17 protein-coding genes are annotated in these 16,791 nt (G+C 62.9%); 8 read left to right on the forward strand and 9 right to left on the reverse strand.

Annotated features, from left to right (window positions below; all coding sequences use genetic code 11):
- Positions 1-8 precede the first annotated feature (8 nt).
- Both fahA and hmgA read right to left on the reverse strand, forming a co-directional pair.
- Positions 9-1,301 carry a fumarylacetoacetase gene (fahA, locus tag ACMGGN_RS18105; RefSeq protein ID WP_204919754.1) on the reverse strand — a complete coding sequence of 431 codons (1,293 nt, stop codon included), beginning with the start codon at positions 1,299-1,301 and terminating at the stop codon, positions 9-11.
- Between the two features lie 3 nt (positions 1,302-1,304).
- Entirely contained in the window at positions 1,305-2,606 is a 1,302-nt protein-coding gene (gene hmgA, locus ACMGGN_RS18110) for a homogentisate 1,2-dioxygenase (protein WP_012312745.1), read from the reverse strand.
- A 113-nt stretch (positions 2,607-2,719) separates the two neighbouring features.
- Here hmgA and ACMGGN_RS18115 point away from each other — a divergent pair, with 113 nt between their 5' ends.
- On the forward strand, positions 2,720-3,502 hold the full coding sequence (locus ACMGGN_RS18115) for an IclR family transcriptional regulator (RefSeq protein WP_046784734.1): 783 nt from the start codon (positions 2,720-2,722) through the stop codon (positions 3,500-3,502).
- Between the two features lie 265 nt (positions 3,503-3,767).
- Here the strand turns inward: ACMGGN_RS18115 and ACMGGN_RS18120 are convergent, their stop codons facing one another.
- The 3 genes from ACMGGN_RS18120 to ACMGGN_RS18130 all read right to left on the reverse strand — a co-directional run bounded on the left by ACMGGN_RS18120 (position 3,768) and on the right by ACMGGN_RS18130 (position 6,369).
- A complete protein-coding gene (locus ACMGGN_RS18120; RefSeq protein WP_414156165.1) occupies positions 3,768-4,688 on the reverse strand; it encodes an SDR family oxidoreductase in 921 nt (306 codons plus the stop codon).
- Positions 4,689-4,801: 113 nt separating this feature from the next.
- Complete coding sequence (locus ACMGGN_RS18125) at positions 4,802-5,707, reverse strand: alpha/beta fold hydrolase (RefSeq protein WP_174142299.1); 906 nt, start codon at positions 5,705-5,707, stop codon at positions 4,802-4,804.
- 206 nt (positions 5,708-5,913) lie between these two features.
- Complete coding sequence (locus ACMGGN_RS18130) at positions 5,914-6,369, reverse strand: flavodoxin (RefSeq protein ID WP_046784732.1); 456 nt, start codon at positions 6,367-6,369, stop codon at positions 5,914-5,916.
- Positions 6,370-6,471: 102 nt separating this feature from the next.
- Here ACMGGN_RS18130 and ACMGGN_RS18135 point away from each other — a divergent pair, with 102 nt between their 5' ends.
- Positions 6,472-6,912 (forward strand): PAS domain S-box protein, encoded by a 441-nt coding sequence (locus ACMGGN_RS18135; protein WP_251962019.1) that lies wholly within the window; start codon positions 6,472-6,474, stop codon positions 6,910-6,912.
- A gap of 46 nt (positions 6,913-6,958) precedes the next feature.
- Positions 6,959-7,576: a hypothetical protein gene (locus ACMGGN_RS18140; RefSeq protein WP_046784730.1), complete on the forward strand. Its 618-nt coding sequence runs from the start codon at positions 6,959-6,961 to the stop codon at positions 7,574-7,576.
- On the opposite strand, the gene ACMGGN_RS18145 is transcribed toward ACMGGN_RS18140, so the two are convergent.
- Positions 7,561-8,493: a MerR family transcriptional regulator gene (locus tag ACMGGN_RS18145; RefSeq protein WP_237860162.1), complete on the reverse strand. Its 933-nt coding sequence runs from the start codon at positions 8,491-8,493 to the stop codon at positions 7,561-7,563. The genes ACMGGN_RS18140 and ACMGGN_RS18145 overlap by 16 nt on opposite strands.
- 220 nt (positions 8,494-8,713) lie before the next feature.
- Between ACMGGN_RS18145 and ACMGGN_RS18150 the strand changes: the two genes are divergently transcribed.
- From ACMGGN_RS18150 to ACMGGN_RS18165, 4 genes are all read left to right on the forward strand, one after another.
- Positions 8,714-9,274 carry an antibiotic biosynthesis monooxygenase gene (locus ACMGGN_RS18150; RefSeq protein WP_119688279.1) on the forward strand — a complete coding sequence of 187 codons (561 nt, stop codon included), beginning with the start codon at positions 8,714-8,716 and terminating at the stop codon, positions 9,272-9,274.
- 77 nt (positions 9,275-9,351) lie between these two features.
- On the forward strand, positions 9,352-10,044 hold the full coding sequence (gene folM / locus ACMGGN_RS18155) for a dihydromonapterin reductase (protein ID WP_115273580.1): 693 nt from the start codon (positions 9,352-9,354) through the stop codon (positions 10,042-10,044).
- Between the two features lie 9 nt (positions 10,045-10,053).
- Positions 10,054-10,350: a DUF1244 domain-containing protein gene (locus ACMGGN_RS18160; RefSeq protein WP_012312735.1), complete on the forward strand. Its 297-nt coding sequence runs from the start codon at positions 10,054-10,056 to the stop codon at positions 10,348-10,350.
- Entirely contained in the window at positions 10,343-10,684 is a 342-nt protein-coding gene (locus ACMGGN_RS18165) for a HopJ type III effector protein (RefSeq protein WP_237860164.1), read from the forward strand. Before ACMGGN_RS18160 ends, ACMGGN_RS18165 begins: the two co-directional genes overlap by 8 nt.
- 24 nt (positions 10,685-10,708) lie before the next feature.
- On the opposite strand, the gene ACMGGN_RS18170 is transcribed toward ACMGGN_RS18165, so the two are convergent.
- Positions 10,709-11,617, reverse strand: a complete 909-nt coding sequence (locus ACMGGN_RS18170; RefSeq protein ID WP_115273578.1) for an alpha/beta fold hydrolase — start codon at positions 11,615-11,617, stop codon at positions 10,709-10,711.
- A gap of 88 nt (positions 11,618-11,705) precedes the next feature.
- The gene (gene fabV / locus ACMGGN_RS18175) at positions 11,706-12,905 is read right to left on the reverse strand and encodes an enoyl-ACP reductase FabV (RefSeq protein ID WP_115273577.1); all 1,200 of its coding nucleotides are present in this window, start codon (positions 12,903-12,905) and stop codon (positions 11,706-11,708) included.
- 322 nt (positions 12,906-13,227) lie between these two features.
- On the opposite strand from fabV, the gene ACMGGN_RS18180 reads away from it, so the two are divergent.
- A complete protein-coding gene (locus ACMGGN_RS18180; RefSeq protein ID WP_204919737.1) occupies positions 13,228-14,406 on the forward strand; it encodes an acetyl-CoA C-acetyltransferase in 1,179 nt (392 codons plus the stop codon).
- 74 nt (positions 14,407-14,480) lie between these two features.
- On the opposite strand, the gene metE is transcribed toward ACMGGN_RS18180, so the two are convergent.
- Positions 14,481-16,781: a 5-methyltetrahydropteroyltriglutamate--homocysteine S-methyltransferase gene (gene metE / locus ACMGGN_RS18185; protein ID WP_115273576.1), complete on the reverse strand. Its 2,301-nt coding sequence runs from the start codon at positions 16,779-16,781 to the stop codon at positions 14,481-14,483.
- Positions 16,782-16,791: the final 10 nt, after the last annotated feature.

A 16,791-nucleotide genomic window follows, 5' to 3' on the forward strand; every position in this document is an offset into this window, starting at 1 on the left:
CTGCTCCCTCAGTTGGCGGCGATGATCTTGCCGCGGCACTCACCAAAGCCGATGCTGGCCACACCATCACGCTTGCAACGGGCACGCAGGATGATCTCATCGCCATCCTCGAGGAACTTGCGCTGCTCGCCACTGGCCAGCTCCACCGGCTGCTTGCCACCCAAGGTGGTCTCCAGCAGGCTGCCGTAGGCGTCGGGCGAAGCGCCGGACAGCGTGCCCGAACCGAACAGGTCGCCTGGCTGCAACTGGCAGCCGTTGACACTGTGATGGGCAATCAGCTGCGCCACGGTCCAGTACATGTTCAGGGTGTTGCTCAGCGCCAGGCGGTGGGCCGGCAAGCCCTGCTCACGCATGCGCTCGGTGATCAGCAGCACTTCCAGCTCGATGTCGAAGGCGCCGTTGGCCTGGTCACGTGGGTCAAGCAGGTAGGGCAACGGTTGTGGATCACCTTGCGCACGCGCCGGTTGGGCGCAGCGGAAAGGCTCCAGGGCCTCGGCGGTGACCACCCAGGGCGACAGCGTGGTGATGAAGCTCTTGGACAGGAACGGCCCCAGCGGCTGGTATTCCCAGGCCTGGATATCACGCGCCGACCAATCGTTGAGCAGGCACAGGCCTGCCAGGTGCTGGTCGGCTTCAGCGATCGGAATCGCCTGCCCCATCTCGTTACCCCGGGCAATCCAGATACCCAGCTCAAGTTCGTAATCCAGGCGCGCACACGGGCCGAAGCTCGGTTCGGTGTGCCCGGCGGGCAGCGTCTGGCCCTTGGGGCGGCGTACATCGGTGCCTGACGGGCGCAGCGTCGAGGCGCGGCCGTGGTAGCCGATCGGCACGTACTTGTAGTTGGGCAGCAGTGGGTTATCGGGACGGAACAGCTTGCCGACGTTGGTAGCGTGCTGGATGCCTACGTAGAAATCGGTGTAGTCGCCGACCTTGGCTGGCAAATGCAACTGGCAATCACTGGCAGGATGCAGCGCGCCCTTGAGCACAGCCTGATGCTCGCTGTGTTCGCCCAACAGCGCCAACAACCGCTCGCGCAACGCCACGCGGGCCTCTCGGCCGAGGGCGAAAAAGGCGTTCAGCGCGCCACCACGGGTAGCCTCCACGGCGGCCTTGGCCTGGCCTTCGAACAGCCCGGCAGCCAGCACGGCCTCCAGGTCGAGAATCGCATCACCGATGGCAACGCCGCAGCGCAGCGTTTCACCTGGGCGGCTGAAGATGCCCAGCGGCAGGTTCTGCAGCGGGAAGTCGCTGTGCCCGTTGGCGTGCTCGACCCAACTACGGGCAATGGCGGACTGGTTCATGGGTTATCTCCGGTTCGGGTTGAAGGTGCTCGGCAAGGTGGCCCAGCAACTATCGTAGTCGGCCTGCAACTGCGGGCACTCGAGCGCCTGCAGGCTCGGGCGCAGCACCTGGCTGGTCTCGAACATGAAGGCCATGGTGTTGTCGATCTTGTGCGGCGCAAGGTCGGCGGCAATGGCTTTTTCGCAGGTTTCGGCATCGGGCCCGTGGGCGCTCATCACTCCGTGCAGCGAAGCGCCACCGGGCAGGAAACCTTCGGCCTTGGCATCGTAGGCACCGCTGATCAGGCCCATGAACTCGTTCATCAGGTTGCGGTGGAACCACGGTGGACGGAAGGTGTTCTCGGCCACCATCCAGCGCGGAGGGAAGATCACGAAGTCCATGTTGGCCAGACCATGCACGCTGGTCGGTGACGTCAATACGGTGAAGATCGACGGATCGGGGTGATCGAAGCTGACCGTGCCGAGGGTGTTGAAACGACGCAGGTCATACTTGTAGGGCACGTTACTGCCGTGCCAGGCGACCACGTCCAGTGGTGAGTGCTGCAGCTCGCAGGCCCAGTGTTCACCCAGGAACTTCTGCACCAGCTGTACCGGGCCTTCAGCCTCCTCGTAGTGCGCTACCGGGGCCAGGAAGTCTCGGGGGTTGGCCAGCCCGTTGCTGCCGATCGGGCCCAGGTCCGGCAGGCGCAACGGCGCGCCGTGGTTCTCGGCAATGTAGCCCCGGGCCTGGCCATCAGGCAGTTCGACGCGAAACTTCATGCCGCGCGGTACCACGGCGATTTCCTGCGGCTCGACCTCCAGCAGCCCCAGCTCAGTGGCGATGCGCAGGCGGCCCTGCTCCGGCACTATCAGCAGTTCACCGTCAGCGTTGAAGAACACCCGTTCCATCGAGCGGTTGGCGCAGTAGATATAGACACTCACCCCCGCCGGTTTGTCCGCAGCCGAATTGGCCACCATCGGCAGCCAGCCTTCGATGAAGTCAGTCGGTTCAGTTGGGAGCGGTTGAGGGTTCCAACGCAGGCGATTGGGGGTGACGCCGCCCAGCGGCCCGTTCAGTGGCTGACGCGCCAGCCGTTCAAAGCGCGGGTGCAGGGCGGACGGGCGAATGCGATACAGCCAGGTCCGGCGCAGTTCGCTGCGCGCCATGGTGAACGCCGTACCCGACAGTAGCTCGGCATACAGGCCGTAGGGGGCCTTCTGCGGAGAATTTTGCCCGACGGGCAGGGCCCCGGGCAGGGCTTCACTGGCGAACTCATTGCCGAAGCCGCTCAGGTACTGAAGGTCGGGCGACGTGTCGCGGTTCATCGATGCCTCCGGATTTTGTTTTTATCGTAATCAGATTACGAATAACGTAATTTGCTCCGTGCAACCCGTCAAGCTATAAAGGCGCGACTCGACGAATCCGGAAAACCCAACCCATGGCCAAAGCCAGCTCCCCCACCGACAACGGCAAGCAGAAGGTCCGCTCGGCGGAAGTCGGCACCGACATCCTCAAGGCCCTCGCCGAGCTCTCGCCGTCCACCTCCCTGTCGCGGTTGGCCGAGCACGTGCAGATGCCCGCGAGCAAAGTGCACCGTTACCTGCAAGCACTCATTGCCAGTGGCTTTGCCGAGCAGGATGCGGCCACCAACCACTACGGGCTGGGCCGAGAAGCATTGCGCGTGGGGCTGGCAGCGCTGGGCAGCATCGATGTGCTGAAGCTGGCGGCGCTGCCCTTGTCGCAGCTTCGCGACGAGCTCAACGAAAGCTGCTTCATCGCCGTGTGGGGCAATCAGGGAGCAACGGTGGTCAGCATCGAGCCTGCTGTACGGGCAGTCACGGTGGTGACCCAGATCGGCTCGGTGTTGCCGCTGCTCAGTTCCTCTACCGGGCTGGTGTTTGCCGCATACTTGCCTGAGCGCGAAACCCTGGAGCTGCGCGACAAGGAACTGGCCGTGCTGCAGCAGAGTGCGAGCGATTACGACCGGCTGCTGGCAGGCATTCGTGAACGGGGGCTGCACCATGTGCACGGCTTGCTGATGCCGGGCGTGGATGCGCTCTCGGCCCCCGTGTTCAATGCCATGGGGCAGATCGCTGCGGTGATGACGGTGGTAGGGCCGACCTCGATATTCCACGCCGATGAACATGGGCCGGCGGCGCAGCGCCTGCTGGCAGCAGCGCGGGATACCAGTTGGCGCATGGGTCACTCGCCGAAGGCCTGAGAACGGCCGTGGCACTGTTGCCTGAAACGTAAAGGTGAATGTCGCAAGCGGCTATTTTTCCTGCCGGATCAAGCGCTTATTCTTGAATCACTGGCCGGCATGAAGGGCACTCCCCCCGCCTTTCAGGCCTGCGAGGTTCACCGACGTTGATTTTGAAGCTCCTTGATCTGACGTCTCGATTGGCCGCTGCGCTTGCAGCGGCCTTTTTTTTGAGGTGTGCTCTGGCGGCCAGAAGACCGAGCGGCGACCGCGATGGTGCTCGTTTTCAAGGACGCTGCAGCGGATACTGCTGCAGGTTCGTCATCATCTGCTGCAACGCCTGCAAGCTGTCCTGCGGGTGCACCGCATCAGCGAAATCACCAATCTGCGCCCAGCTGTCAGCCACCTGCTCAGGGCTAAAATCTTCCCTCGGGTCGAAGCCGACACCCAGGCTACGCTCCCAGCGCACCTTGCCAATCCAGCCCCCGCCCACCTCGAACAGCTCACCGCTGCTCTGGCACTGCTCGCTGCCCAGGTAAACCACCAGGGGGCTGACCAGTTCAGGCTTGAGGCGTTCGAACACCTGTGCCGGGATCAGCCCTTCGGTCATGCGCGTGCCACCGGTGGGCGCGATGGCATTGACCAGTACGCCGTGTTTGCGCCCTTCGATGGCCAGGGTACGGGTCAAGCCATACAACCCAAGCTTGGCCATGCCGTAATTGGCCTGGCCGAAGTTGCCATAAATACCGGAGGTCGAAGCGGTGAAGATCACCCGCCCCCAGTTCTGCTCACGTAAATGGGGCCAGGCAGCGCGGGTAACCTTGTAGGCGCCCTCGACATGGACCCGGTAAACCTGATCCCAATCACTGTCGTCCATCTTGTGGAAGGTCTTGTCGCGCAGGATGCCAGCATTGTTGACCAGTACATCGACCCGACCAAAGCTGTCCAGCGCCTGTTCGACGATGCGTGCGCCGTCACTGACGGAGTCGTGGTTGGCCACAGCCGTACCACCTGCGGCGCGGATCTGCTCGACAACCCGATCGGCCGCCGAAGCGCTGGCGCCTTCCCCATGGGTGGACCCCCCAAGATCGTTGACCACCACCTTGGCGCCACGCGCGGCGAACAACAGTGCATGGGCGCGGCCCAGGCCACCACCGGCCCCTGTGACGATCACCACACGGTCTTGCAGACGTACCGGCTCGCTCATGCTCCTGGCTCCAGATCGGTTGAAGGACTCGAGTGTCCACCAGCATCTGCCAGCGGACAATCAAGCTCACTCAGGCTGAATGCCAGGCGATAACGCGCAACGATGTCAGTCGCTCAGGACCAGGCCATTTTTTGCGGGAGGTAGCTCAGCGGCTGTTCGCGAAAGGCCAGGTAGTGGCGCAATACCTGCGCAGGGGCTTCGGTGTGCGGGTAATGGCCAATGCCCTGCAATTGCACGATGTCCGGGTTGGGCACCAGTTGCCGGTAACGCTCGACCATCTGCGCTCCGCTAAGCGGATCGACCACGCCGTTGATAAAACGCAACGGCACGCCCTCACGCTGCAGCGCACCCACCCAGCGTTCGCGATGCAGCCTGCGCTCGGTAACGAAACCTACCAGTTTGTGCAGGATGCGAGTGCCGCCGTTGGCAGCGATCAGGCTCCAGAAGTCATCCAGCGCGCTTTCGCTGGGGTGAGTGCACGGCCCATAGACCTGGCTGACGTTGCGCACCAGGTCGTCGCGCCCGAACGAACGCGCCACCAGCCAACCCAGGCGGCTGAGCAACAGCTTCTGTATCAACAGTACCCGGCAGCTTTCAGGGAACAGGCCGCTGTTGAGGAACACGCAACTGGCGATGTCCGCACGCTGTTCATGGTGTCGCGCCAGCAACTCTTGAGCCACACTGCCGCCGTAATCGTGTGCCAGCAGGTGCACAGGCTGGTCGACCTCGAGGTGGGCGAGCAAGGCCTGCTGCAGGTCTGCTTGCTCGATCAGGCTGTAGCCATGGTTGAGCGGCTTGGCCGAATCGCCAAAGCCGAGCATGTCGCAGGCGATGAGGCGAAAGCGCTGGGCCAGCGGCGTCCAGAGGTAATGCCAATCCCAACTTGCCGTCGGGAATCCATGCAAAAGCAGCAGGGGCTCTCCTTGCCCTGCGGTCCAGTAGCGGATGCTCTGGCCCCGGAATGAAAAACTCTGACTCCGGGTACGCCAGACGCACAATGGTATCTCGGCCAAAGGCATCAGATTCGTCCCGGTATGCAAAGGTTGTGGTTATAGGGCAAGGCTGCGGTCATTGCATTTCACCTCGGCACATACATGTGCTCTCTATGTCGAGGCTGAGTCTAGTCAGCCGCCCACTCGGTGAAACTTGCGTTGACAGCCAGCTTGATGACCGAGCGAGTCAGTGGCACGAACGGTCACTGCGCATACGGGTCGCCACCACAACTTCAGGCCGTCAGGGCCTGGGCAAATGCTGCCAACCACGGTTCGGCGTCAGTCTCCGGGGTTACTGTCTCGCTGGCATCGAGCTTGAGCATCGGCTGCAGTTCACGCACACCCAATTCGGCAAACAGCTCACGCAACTGCTCGCCACCGCCGCAGTAAGTATCGCCATAACTGGAGTCGCCCAACGCAATGACCGCCCCCGGCAAGCCACGCCAAGCGGCGGGCAGGGTGTCACGGATGCTGCTGTACAGCGCCATGAGGTTGTCCGGCAGTTCACCCATGCCGGTGGTGGAGGTCACTGCCAGCAACGCTTCTGGCGCAAAACCTTCGAGATCCTGTTGGGTGGCGCGGGCAGCGTGCCAGGCATCATGGCCTGCAGCCTTGAGCAGCGATTCGGCATGACGGGCAACTTCTTCGGCAGTACCGTACACGGAGCCGGAAATAATGGCGATTTTCATCGAGAGATGGATTCCGAAACTGAGTGAAAACGTAGGATACTAGCATCCGGCGGTGGCAAAAGGCCGCCCATCCTTATGCCCCCTTTGTCTACTGGCCAGGACATGATCAACGCACAACTGCTGCAATCGATGGTCGATGCGTCCAACGACGGCATCGTGGTCGCCGAACAGGAAGGCGATGACACCATTCTGATCTACGTCAACCCGGCGTTCGAGCGCCTGACCGGCTACAGCCGCGACGAGATCCTTTACCAGGATTGCCGTTTCCTGCAGGGCGATGACCGGGACCAGCTTGCCCGAGCGCGCATTCGCAAGGCGCTGGCCGAAGGTCGTCCCTGCCGCGAAGTACTGCGCAACTACCGCAAGGACGGCAGCGCCTTCTGGAACGAATTGTCGATCACGCCGGTGAAATGCGATGCCGATCATCGCACGTATTTCATCGGCATCCAGAAGGATGTCAGCCGCCAGGTCGAGCTGGAACGTGAACTGGCCGAGATGAACGTTCGTCGGAATTTCGTCAAGCGCCAGGAACCAAGCGCTTAAGGCAGAGTCAATCCCGTTGAAGAAGCCGTCAACTCCGAGTTCGATCATGCACGCCAATGCGCTTTTGACCCAGGACGAGCTGGATTTCATCCAGGACATGCAGCATTCCCCGCAATTGAACCAGACCGACCCGATGTCGAGCCTGCTGGTCAATGGCGACCGTCGTATTCAGTCGTTGCTGGCTCGGCTGGTGGCCAACGAGCAAGTCACCCTGCAGGCACAGTTCAACAACCAGCAGATCAACTTCCCCCTGCACCTGGTGGAAGACGAGTTCCACGCCGTGCACCTGCAGATCGGCTCGCCGGAAATCTACGAAGACGGCCCGATGCTGCGCCCTTGGCGCCTGTCGATGGACCAACCCACTGCGCTGCTGGATGCGCACGGGAAGGTTAGCGGGCTCTTCGTGCGCGAGATTTCGTTCAAAGGGGCGCTGCTGGAAATTCGCGGCCTGCCCGAAGCGCCTTCGCGCTTCGACCTGCGCTTCGCGCCAGGGGGCATCCCGGCCATCACACTGCACGGCAGGCTACGCCGGCGTATTGGCTCGGATCTCGCTGCCTACGACCTCAGCCGCAGCCCGGCGCAAGAAACCGAGCGCTTGCGTGAATACATTCTGCAGGCTCACCTTCAGGCCCACCCGGAGCTGCACGCTCAGCTGTCGAGCTGACCGGCCAGGTATTGCCGCAGGCGCCGCCGCATCAGGCTTACCTCTGCACCCAGGCACGCCACCGGGCTGCCGGCCAGGCTTTCCTGGGCCATTTCGGCAGCCTCCCCCGCCAGTAGCAATGGGCACTCAAGCCCGGCAGCCAGACGGCTCAAGCGCTTGCTCAGCTCAGCGGTCGGCGCGTGGTTGGAGAACAGCACCAAAGCATCGGGCCGGAGCTTTCCAGAGACGACCGCCAATTCATCCAGCGGCTGCCCAGGCGTCAACACCGTCACCCCGACATCATCGCTGCACAACAACAGGCCGGTGACCAGCAGCTCCAGTTCCAGGCACTGCCCTGGCAACGGTGCCAGTAGCACGCAGCGGCTGCGCTGCCGACGCGTGAGCTGCAGGCGCGAGAACACCCGGGCACGCAAGAACTGATCGAGGAACAGCCACTCGCTGGCCTGGCCGAACGCACCCTGCCCCGCCGCCAGGTCGTGCCAGACAGGCATGAACACATCAGCGAAAACCTGGTCCTGACTGATGCAGGCAAACACCTGGTCGAACAAGCGGTCAAGGCTCGCGGCATCAAAGCGTTGCACGGCCTCGCGCAATTGCGCCTGCCAGCGGATGGCGGAATCGGCTGCAAACGCGTCATGCACGTTCGCCTGATCACGCGCCAGGATACTGCCGACCTTGCTGACCGCCACACCGCGTTCGAGCCACCCGAGGATGCGCCGGATTTCGTCGACGTCTGCCAGCGAATAGAGCCTATGGCCACTGTCGGTGCGTGTTGGCTGGATCAGCCCATAGCGCCGCTCCCAGGCACGCAAGGTCACGGCATTGACCCCGGTGAGCCGGGAAACTTCACGAATCGGGTACAGCTCCGAATGCTGCAGGCCTGCTTCGACTTGCGCGATAAGTCCCTGTTTGTCCATCTGCACTTAGTGACCTGTGCGCAAAAAATTGGAGGTACAGTCTACTACGACCGGGAACGTCTCACGTTAGCCTCCCTTTTGCAGCGGAGCAGTTGCCAACGAAGTCCAATAAGCGATAATCCGCGCCCGATTCTTGCATGCAAGCCTGCGTCGCCCACCACCCCGGGCCACGCAGCCAAGGGGCCGGCTACCCGCCAGCCCCGTCGCCAGGAGATACACGATGTCTACCCCACCCGTCACCCTGATGGTGTCGCGCCGCGCCGCCCATGGCCGCTACCAGGACCTGCTGGCCTGGCTGCACGAAGGCGAGCAGCTGGCTACCGACTTCCCCGGCTACCTCGGTTCAGGCATCCTCGCACCGCCCCGCGACAGCGATGAATTCCAGATCATTTTCCGCTTCAGCGATGAACCCACCCTGCACGCCTGGGAGCATTCCGCGTCGCGCCGGGCCTGGCTGCAACGCGGCAACGGCCTGTTCGAGCGCCCCAAAGAAAGGCGCGTCAGTGGCATTGATGACTGGTTCGGCACCAACACAGTGCAAAAGCCACCGCGCTGGAAACAGGCAATCGCGATCTGGCTGGCATTTTTCCCCGTCTCGCTGCTGTTCAACGTGCTGTTCGGCCACTGGCTGACCGAATTTGAACTGGTGCCGCGCGTGATGCTCAGCACCCTGGCCCTGACGCCGCTGATGGTGTACCTGTTCATTCCCCTCTCCACCCGCCTGCTGGCCGGCTGGCTTCATGCCTCGCCGCCCTCAGGCGCCGCACTGCGCAGCCACTGAGGCCAGGCCATACACGAGGGAAACAGTTCGGGTATGCTGGGCGGCAACGACAGGAAAGACAAGTTGACCGCCCGCACATGAACAGCCCAATTCTCGTTACCGGAGCCAGCCAGCGCGTCGGGCTGGCCTTGGCCCTTGAGCTGGCAGAGGCCGGCCATACCGTGGTCAGTGCCAGCCGCAGCGTCCAGCCCCAGCCTGCGCACCCCAACATCGTGCAGTTCCAGGCCGACCTTTGCCTGGCGGCCGACCGTCAGGCGCTGATCGACCACCTGCAGCAGCACTACGATGGGCTGCGCGCGATCATCCACAATGCCTCTTTGTGGCTCGACGATGGCCTGGACAACCTGCAGACCATGTTCCGCCTCCACGTCGAGGCGCCCTACCACCTGAACCTGGCGCTGGGTGATTTGCTGAACAAGGTCGACAAGGCCGATATCATCCATATCTGCGACGAAACCTCTTCGCGTGGCAGCAAGAGCCATATCGGCTATGCCGCCACCAAGGCAGCGCTGCAGAACATGGTGCTGTCGTTCGCCGAAAAATATGCGCCCAAGGTACACGTCAACGGTATCCTGCCCGGGCTGCTGATCCTCAAGGAAGGGGGCGACGAAGCCTATCGCCAGCAGACCCTGAAAAAGGCCCTGCTGGAATTCGAACCCGGCGCCGGCCCGCTGATCGAGACGGTCAAATACCTGCTCGACAGCCAATACAGCACCGGCAGCCAGGTGGTCATCAACGGTGGCCGCCACCTGAAGAATCGCATGACCTGAGAGAAGCCCATGACTGCGCAAGAACAACTCGAACTCGAAGCCGCCGCCTTCCGGCGCCTGGTCGCACACCTGCAGAACCGCACCGATGTGCAGAACATCGACCTGATGAACCTCTCTGGCTTCTGTCGTAACTGCCTGTCCAAGTGGTACAAGGCCGCGGCCGACGAACGCCAGGTCGACATCAGCCTGGATGACGCCCGTGAAGCGGTGTATGGCATGCCCTACGCCGAATGGAAAACCCAGTACCAGAAAGAAGCCAGCGCCGACCAGCAAGCGGCGTTTGAAAAAGGAAAACCTCGTGACTGATCTGAACACCCTGCGCGCCAGCCTGGCCAGCGGCAAACACGCCTTCGCCGACACCCTGGCGTTCATCGCTGCCAACTACAGCTACCAGCCACAGGCTTTCACCAACGGTGGCGTGGAAAACGCCGCCGGGCAGAACGAAGGCTCGTGCAAGACGCTGGGCCTGGCCCTGCTGGAAGGCCTGAGCGACCAGGAGGCGCTGCTGGCCTTCGGTGAACACTACCGCGACGTGATGGCCACGCCCGAGGGCACTGACCATGGCAACATCCGTGCGCTGATCGCGCATGGCCTGGCAGGCGTGAAGTTCACCGCCCAGCCGCTTTCGCGTAACGCCTGATACTGCCGGGCCGGGCAGGCCCCATCAGCTGATGATCTGCCCCGGCCCGTCGGCCGGCAACCCGCCGCGCTGCAACCACGCCAGCGCAATCGGCCACAGGCTCTCGCGGAATCGGTCATGGAAAAACGCGAAGTGGCCAATGTCCTCGACCGCGATATCCACAGGTGCGATCCGCAGATGCCGACGCTCGGCGCCTTCCAGATAACCTAGCAATCGCTCTGTAGCGGCAACCGTGCCAAACGGGTCATCGGCCAGGCTGATCGCCAACGTTGCCGCCCGCACCTGAGCAAACGGCAAGTACTGCAACTGGCGCCCGCTGGGCCTTTGCTCGTAGCGCGCAGTACGGGTAGTCCAGTCCTGGACCACACCGGCAGGCGTGTCTTCCATCCAGCCCAGGCGCTTGCCGGGGAAGTAACCGAACACACGGGTCAGCAACGGCATCGCCACATGCCATTTACCGAACAGTCGCCAACGCTGATCGGCCGCGTAGTCACGCCAGTAGGCGAACTGCGCACCCACCATTACCACCCGCCTGATCCGCTCGGCAGACGGCGCCAGCCCTACGGCGCAACCGCCGAAGCTGTGCCCAACGACATCCACCGGCTGGCAGGGAAATGCCTGGGCGGCGTACGCCAGCATGGCTTCGAAATCCAGCCTGCCCCAGTCGCTCCAGGAGGCCTGGAAACCGCGCAAGGAAGGCGGCCGGGATTCGCCGATGCCGCGGTAGTCATAGGTCAACACGTCGCAGCCTTGGGCGAACAGGTAATCGGCAAAGCGGGTGTAGTAACGGCAGCGCACGGACGTGGCGGCATTGATGATCACCAGCGGGCGCTGGGGATTGGCCTGGGCGTGGCGCCAGTAGAAACCACCAAGGCTGTAGCCGTCGGCTGTGGTCTGGCGAAAAGGCGTGGCCGGTTGGGTGAGGCTGCTCATGGCGCGCTTCCTGTTGTTGTGCGCCAACGCTAGCAAAAAACGCGAGGGCTGTACCGGCCCTTTCGCGGGGCCGGTACAGCCAGAGGGCTTACAGCTCGACGCAGTCGAACTTCACATCGGTCGCCACATCTTCGTCGTAGTTGACGTCAGCGCGCTCGAAGCCGAACAGGTTGAGGAACTGCTTCTTGTAACCTTTGTAGTCGGTCAGTTCGAACAGGTTCTCGGTGGTCACTTGCGGCCACAGGGCCTTGCAGGCGCCCTGCACGTCGTCGCGCAGCTCCCAGTCGTCCAGGCGCAGGCGGCCCTTCTCGTCCAGCTCCGCCGGGGCGCCGTCAGCACGGTACATGCGGTCACGGAACATGCGGTCCAGCTGGTCCTGGGTACCTTCGTGAACGCCCTTCTCCTGCATGATCTTGAAGACCATCGACAGGTACAGCGGCATCACCGGAATGGCCGAACTGGCCTGGGTGACCACCGACTTGAGCACGGCCACGTTGGCGCTGCCACCGACCTTACCGGCCAGACGCTGGGCGGTTTCGTCCAGGTCCTGCTTGGCCTTGCCCAGGGCGCCGTGCCAGTAGATCGGCCAGGTGATGTCGCTACCGATGTAGCTGAAGGCCACGGTGCGAGCCTGTGGCGCGAGCACGCCAGCGGCGTTCAGGGCGTCGATCCACAGTTCCCAGTCCTGGCCGCCCATGACGGTGACGGTGTCAGCGATTTCCTGCTCGGTGGCCGGCTCGATGCTGGCCTCGATGATGGTGTCCTTGTTGGTGTCGATGGCGGTCGACTTGTACGGCTGGCCGATCGGCTTGAGCGCGGAACGGATCACTTCACCGGTCTGCGGCAGCTTGCGCACCGGCGAGGCCAGGGAGTAGATGACCAGGTCGACCTGACCGCCCATTTCGTTCTTGATCAGCTCGATGACCTTGGCACGGGCTTCATCGGAGAAAGCGTCACCGTTGATCGACTTGCTGTACAGGCCCTCGGCCTTGGCGAACTTGTCGAAGGCAGCAGCGTTGTACCAGCCGGCAGTGCCAGCCTTGGTCTCGGTGCCTGGCTTTTCGAAGAACACGCCCAGGGTATCGGCCTTGAAGCCGAAGGCTGCGGTAATGCGTGCCGCCAGGCCGTAGCCGCTGGATGCACCAATGACCAGGACCTTCTTCGGGCCATCCTCGCGCACGCCCAGCTTGCGGGTGGCTTCGATCTGGTCACGGACGTTCAGCTCGCAGCCCTTGGGGTGAGTCGTGGTGCAGATGAAACCGCGAACCTTAGGATGAATGATGGCCAATGTCTGTACCTCGTCAGGTTTATGCAGGGAAGCGCCGCCTTGGGCGATTCCGATTGATCAGAGGGTGAGACTACCCCCACAGGTTATCCGACACATATTACGGGGTGATCAAAGGGATGCAAAACGATGCGCCCCCCGATGAACACTCTGTCGCCGGCAAGATCCGGTGGTTAAGAGCAAAGACCGGACACCAGCCCAGGAGCCATTGATTGGTTTTTCACATCAATGGCAAAGAAAAACAAACTTAACAAATGAGCCAAACCCGCCGAAGCTGGTGGCACTGCGCCCGCTGGGCGCCCACCTGCACACGGAGAACAACAAGATGAACGATGTGGTCATCGTCGCCGCAACCCGCACCGCCATCGGCAGCTTCCAGGGTGCCCTGGCCAACGTGCCTGCGGTAGACCTGGGCGCTGCCGTGATCAAGCGCCTGCTGGAGCAGACCGGGCTGGACCCGGCACAGGTCGATGAGGTGATTCTCGGCCAGGTACTCACCGCCGGCGCCGGGCAGAACCCTGCCCGCCAGGCCGCGATCAAGGCCGGCCTGCCCTACAGTGTGCCGGCGCTGACCCTGAACAAAGTCTGCGGTTCTGGCCTCAAGGCCCTGCACCTGGCGGCCCAGGCCATCCGTTGCGGTGATGCCGAGGTGGTGATCGCCGGAGGCCAGGAGAACATGAGCCTGGCCCCCTACGTGATGCCTTCGGCGCGAACCGGGCAGCGCATGGGCCACGGCCAGTTGGTCGACAGCATGATCACCGACGGCCTGTGGGATGCCTTCAACGACTACCACATGGGCATTACGGCCGAGAACCTGGTGGAGAAGTACAGCATCAGCCGTGAACAGCAGGATGCGTTCGCTGCCCAATCGCAACGCAAGGCCGTGACCGCCATCGATGCCGGCCGCTTCAAGGACGAGATCACGCCCATTGTGATGCCGCAGAAAAAAGGTGACCCCAAGGTCTTTGACCGTGACGAGCAGCCACGCCCGGACACCACCGCTGATTCCTTGGCCAAGCTGCGCCCGGCCTTCAAGAAAGACGGCAGCGTCACCGCTGGCAACGCCTCCAGCCTCAACGACGGCGCCGCTGCGGTGCTGCTGATGAGTGCGGGCAAGGCCAAGGCCCTTGGCCTGCCGGTACTGGCCAAAATTGCCGGCTACGCCAGTGCGGGGGTGGACCCGGCAATCATGGGCATTGGCCCGGTGTCGGCCACCCAGCGTTGCCTGGACAAGGCCGGCTGGCAATTGGCCGAGCTTGACCTGATCGAGGCCAACGAGGCCTTTGCCGCACAGGCGCTGGCGGTGGGCAAGGCGCTGGAGTGGGATGCCGCGCGGGTCAACGTCAACGGCGGGGCAATTGCCCTTGGGCACCCGATCGGTGCTTCGGGGTGCCGGGTGCTGGTGACCTTGCTGCACGAAATGATCAAGCGCGACGCCAAGAAGGGGTTGGCCACGCTGTGCATCGGCGGGGGCCAGGGTGTCGCTTTGGCGATCGAGCGTTGATCCTGGTTTAAGGCAGACAGCACCGCCCTCATCGCCGGCAAGCCGGCGATGAGGGCGGTACAAGCAGCAAATGCTCAGGCTGTGGCGCGCAACTCACGAGCCGCCGCCACCATGTTCACCAACGCCGCCTCGGTCTCAGGCCAGGCACGGGTTTTCAATCCGCAATCCGGGTTGACCCACAGACGCTCGGCCGGAATACGCAAAGCCGCCTTGCGCAGCAACTTGACCATCTCCTCTCTGGTCGGTACCCGTGGCGAGTGAATGTCATACACACCTGGGCCGATCTCGTTGGGGTAGTCGAACTTCTCGAACGCCTCCAGCAATTCCATGTCAGAACGCGATGTCTCGATGGTGATGACGTCGGCGTCCATCGCAGCGATCGACTCGATCACATCATTGAATTCGCTGTAGCACATGTGGGTGTGGATCTGTGTTTCGTCACGAACGCCCGAAGCGCACAGGCGGAAGGCTTCGGTGGCCCACTCGAGGTAAGCCGGCCAGGCACTGCGACGCAGCGGCAGGCCTTCGCGGAAGGCGGCCTCGTCGATCTGCACGATCTTGATATCAGCTGCCTCAAGGTCGAGCACTTCATCGCGAATCGCCAGCGCCAGTTGACGGGCCTGGGCTTCGCGGCTGACATCCTCACGCGGGAACGACCACATCAGCATGGTCACCGGGCCGGTCAGCATGCCCTTCATCACTTTGCCGGTCAGCCCTTGTGCATAGCGGGTCCAGGCCACGGTCATTGCCTCAGGCCGGCTCAGGTCACCGTAGATCACCGCCGGCTTCACGCACCGCGAACCATAGCTCTGCACCCAGCCAAAACGGGTGAACAAGTAACCGTCGAGTTGCTCGGCAAAGTATTCCACCATGTCGTTGCGCTCGGCCTCGCCGTGCACCAGTACGTCCAGGCCCAGGTTTTCCTGGATCTGTACGGCATGGCGAATTTCACTGTGCATGGCTTCGACGTAATCGGCTTCGGTCAACTTGCCCTGTTTAAACGCCTGGCGTGCCAGGCGTATGGCAGGGGTCTGTGGGAAAGAGCCGATGGTGGTGGTCGGATAGGCAGGCAGGTTCAGCCCGGCTCGCTGCTTGGCAATGCGCTGGCCGAACGCCGACAGGCGCTGGCTGTCGCCAGGCTTTATCGCGTCGACACGCGCCTGTACGGCAGGCTTGTGGATACGCGGCGAGCTGGCGCGGCCAGCCTCGATGGCACGGCTACGCGCCAGTGCGGCGGCAACTTCGGCAGCGTCCGGCTGATTGACGGCCTTGGCCAGCACGGCGACTTCCTGGCATTTCTGCACGGCGAAGGCCAGCCAGCTTTTCAGCTCGGTATCGAGCTGGTCTTCACGGCTCAGGTCCACCGGGCTGTGCAACAGCGAACAGGATGGTGCGACCCACAGGCGGTCACCCAGACGCTCGGCAGCGTGACGCAGTACATCAACGGCATTTTCCAGGTCGCAGGCCCAGACATTGCGGCCGTTGACCAGGCCCAGCGACAGTATCTTGTAGGCCGGCAGGCGGTCGAGGATGGTCGGGTACTGCTCCGGCGCCCGCACCAGGTCGATATGCAGGCCGTCGACGGGCAGGTTGGCGGCAAGGCCGAGGTTTTCTTCCAGGCCGCCGAAATAGGTGGCCACCAGTTTTTTCAAAGGGGCGCGCTGGAGGATGTTGTAGACACGCTCATAGGCGTTTTTCCATTCCTGCGGCAGATCGAGTACCAGGATCGGCTCGTCGATCTGCACCCACTCCACACCCTGACCAGCCAAGCGATTGAGGATTTCGTCATACACCGGCAGCAAGCGGTCGAGCAGCTCCAGCTTGTCGAAGTCGCCACCTTTGGTTTTGCCCAGCCACAGGTAGGTCAGCGGGCCGATCACCACCGGTTTGGCGGCATGGCCCAATGCCGTGGCTTCGTCCACTTCCTCGAACAGCTGCTCCCAGCTCAGGGCGAATTGCTGATCGACGGTAAACTCAGGTACCAGGTAGTGGTAGTTGGTGTCGAACCACTTGGTCATTTCCTGGGCGTGGGCAGCGCCGCAGCAGTTGGCACTGCGCTCGGTCGCCACGCCACGGGCCATGGCGAACAGGGTTTGCAGGGTGGGCTTGGCACCGTCATGGCCTCGGAAACGCTCGGGGATGACGCCGAAGGTCAGCGAGTGCGTCAGTACCTGGTCGTACCAGGCGAAATCGCCGACGGGCAACAGCTCGATGCCAGCATCCTTCTGGGCTTGCCAGTGCGCCGCGCGCAAGTCGCGGCCAACCTTGCGCAGGCCGGCTTCGTCCAACTCACCTTTCCAGAAGGCTTCCTGGGCTTTTTTCAGTTCGCGGTCGCGGCCGATACGCGGAAAACCCAGGTTATGTGCCAGTGCCATCTCTTGTCCC

This window comes from Pseudomonas sp. BNK-30 (genome assembly GCF_047456185.1).
Taxonomy (GTDB): domain Bacteria; phylum Pseudomonadota; class Gammaproteobacteria; order Pseudomonadales; family Pseudomonadaceae; genus Aquipseudomonas; species Aquipseudomonas putida_E.

What these genes read in the sequence shown, in the direction of transcription:
- ACMGGN_RS18160 (WP_012312735.1), top strand. Translation starts at nt 10,054, where the DNA reads ATGACTGCGCAAGAACAACTCGAACTCGAAGCCGCCGCCTTCCGGCGC.
- ACMGGN_RS18170 (WP_115273578.1), bottom strand. Translation starts at nt 11,617, where the DNA reads ATGAGCAGCCTCACCCAACCGGCCACGCCTTTTCGCCAGACCACAGCC.
- ACMGGN_RS18145 (WP_237860162.1), bottom strand. Translation starts at nt 8,493, where the DNA reads ATGGACAAACAGGGACTTATCGCGCAAGTCGAAGCAGGCCTGCAGCAT.
- hmgA (WP_012312745.1), bottom strand. Translation starts at nt 2,606, where the DNA reads ATGAACCGCGACACGTCGCCCGACCTTCAGTACCTGAGCGGCTTCGGC.
- ACMGGN_RS18140 (WP_046784730.1), top strand. Translation starts at nt 6,959, where the DNA reads ATGCACGCCAATGCGCTTTTGACCCAGGACGAGCTGGATTTCATCCAG.
- ACMGGN_RS18125 (WP_174142299.1), bottom strand. Translation starts at nt 5,707, where the DNA reads ATGCCTTTGGCCGAGATACCATTGTGCGTCTGGCGTACCCGGAGTCAG.
- ACMGGN_RS18150 (WP_119688279.1), top strand. Translation starts at nt 8,714, where the DNA reads ATGTCTACCCCACCCGTCACCCTGATGGTGTCGCGCCGCGCCGCCCAT.
- ACMGGN_RS18135 (WP_251962019.1), top strand. Translation starts at nt 6,472, where the DNA reads ATGATCAACGCACAACTGCTGCAATCGATGGTCGATGCGTCCAACGAC.
- metE (WP_115273576.1), bottom strand. Translation starts at nt 16,781, where the DNA reads ATGGCACTGGCACATAACCTGGGTTTTCCGCGTATCGGCCGCGACCGC.
- fahA (WP_204919754.1), bottom strand. Translation starts at nt 1,301, where the DNA reads ATGAACCAGTCCGCCATTGCCCGTAGTTGGGTCGAGCACGCCAACGGG.
- ACMGGN_RS18115 (WP_046784734.1), top strand. Translation starts at nt 2,720, where the DNA reads ATGGCCAAAGCCAGCTCCCCCACCGACAACGGCAAGCAGAAGGTCCGC.
- folM (WP_115273580.1), top strand. Translation starts at nt 9,352, where the DNA reads ATGAACAGCCCAATTCTCGTTACCGGAGCCAGCCAGCGCGTCGGGCTG.
- ACMGGN_RS18130 (WP_046784732.1), bottom strand. Translation starts at nt 6,369, where the DNA reads ATGAAAATCGCCATTATTTCCGGCTCCGTGTACGGTACTGCCGAAGAA.
- ACMGGN_RS18120 (WP_414156165.1), bottom strand. Translation starts at nt 4,688, where the DNA reads ATGAGCGAGCCGGTACGTCTGCAAGACCGTGTGGTGATCGTCACAGGG.
- ACMGGN_RS18180 (WP_204919737.1), top strand. Translation starts at nt 13,228, where the DNA reads ATGAACGATGTGGTCATCGTCGCCGCAACCCGCACCGCCATCGGCAGC.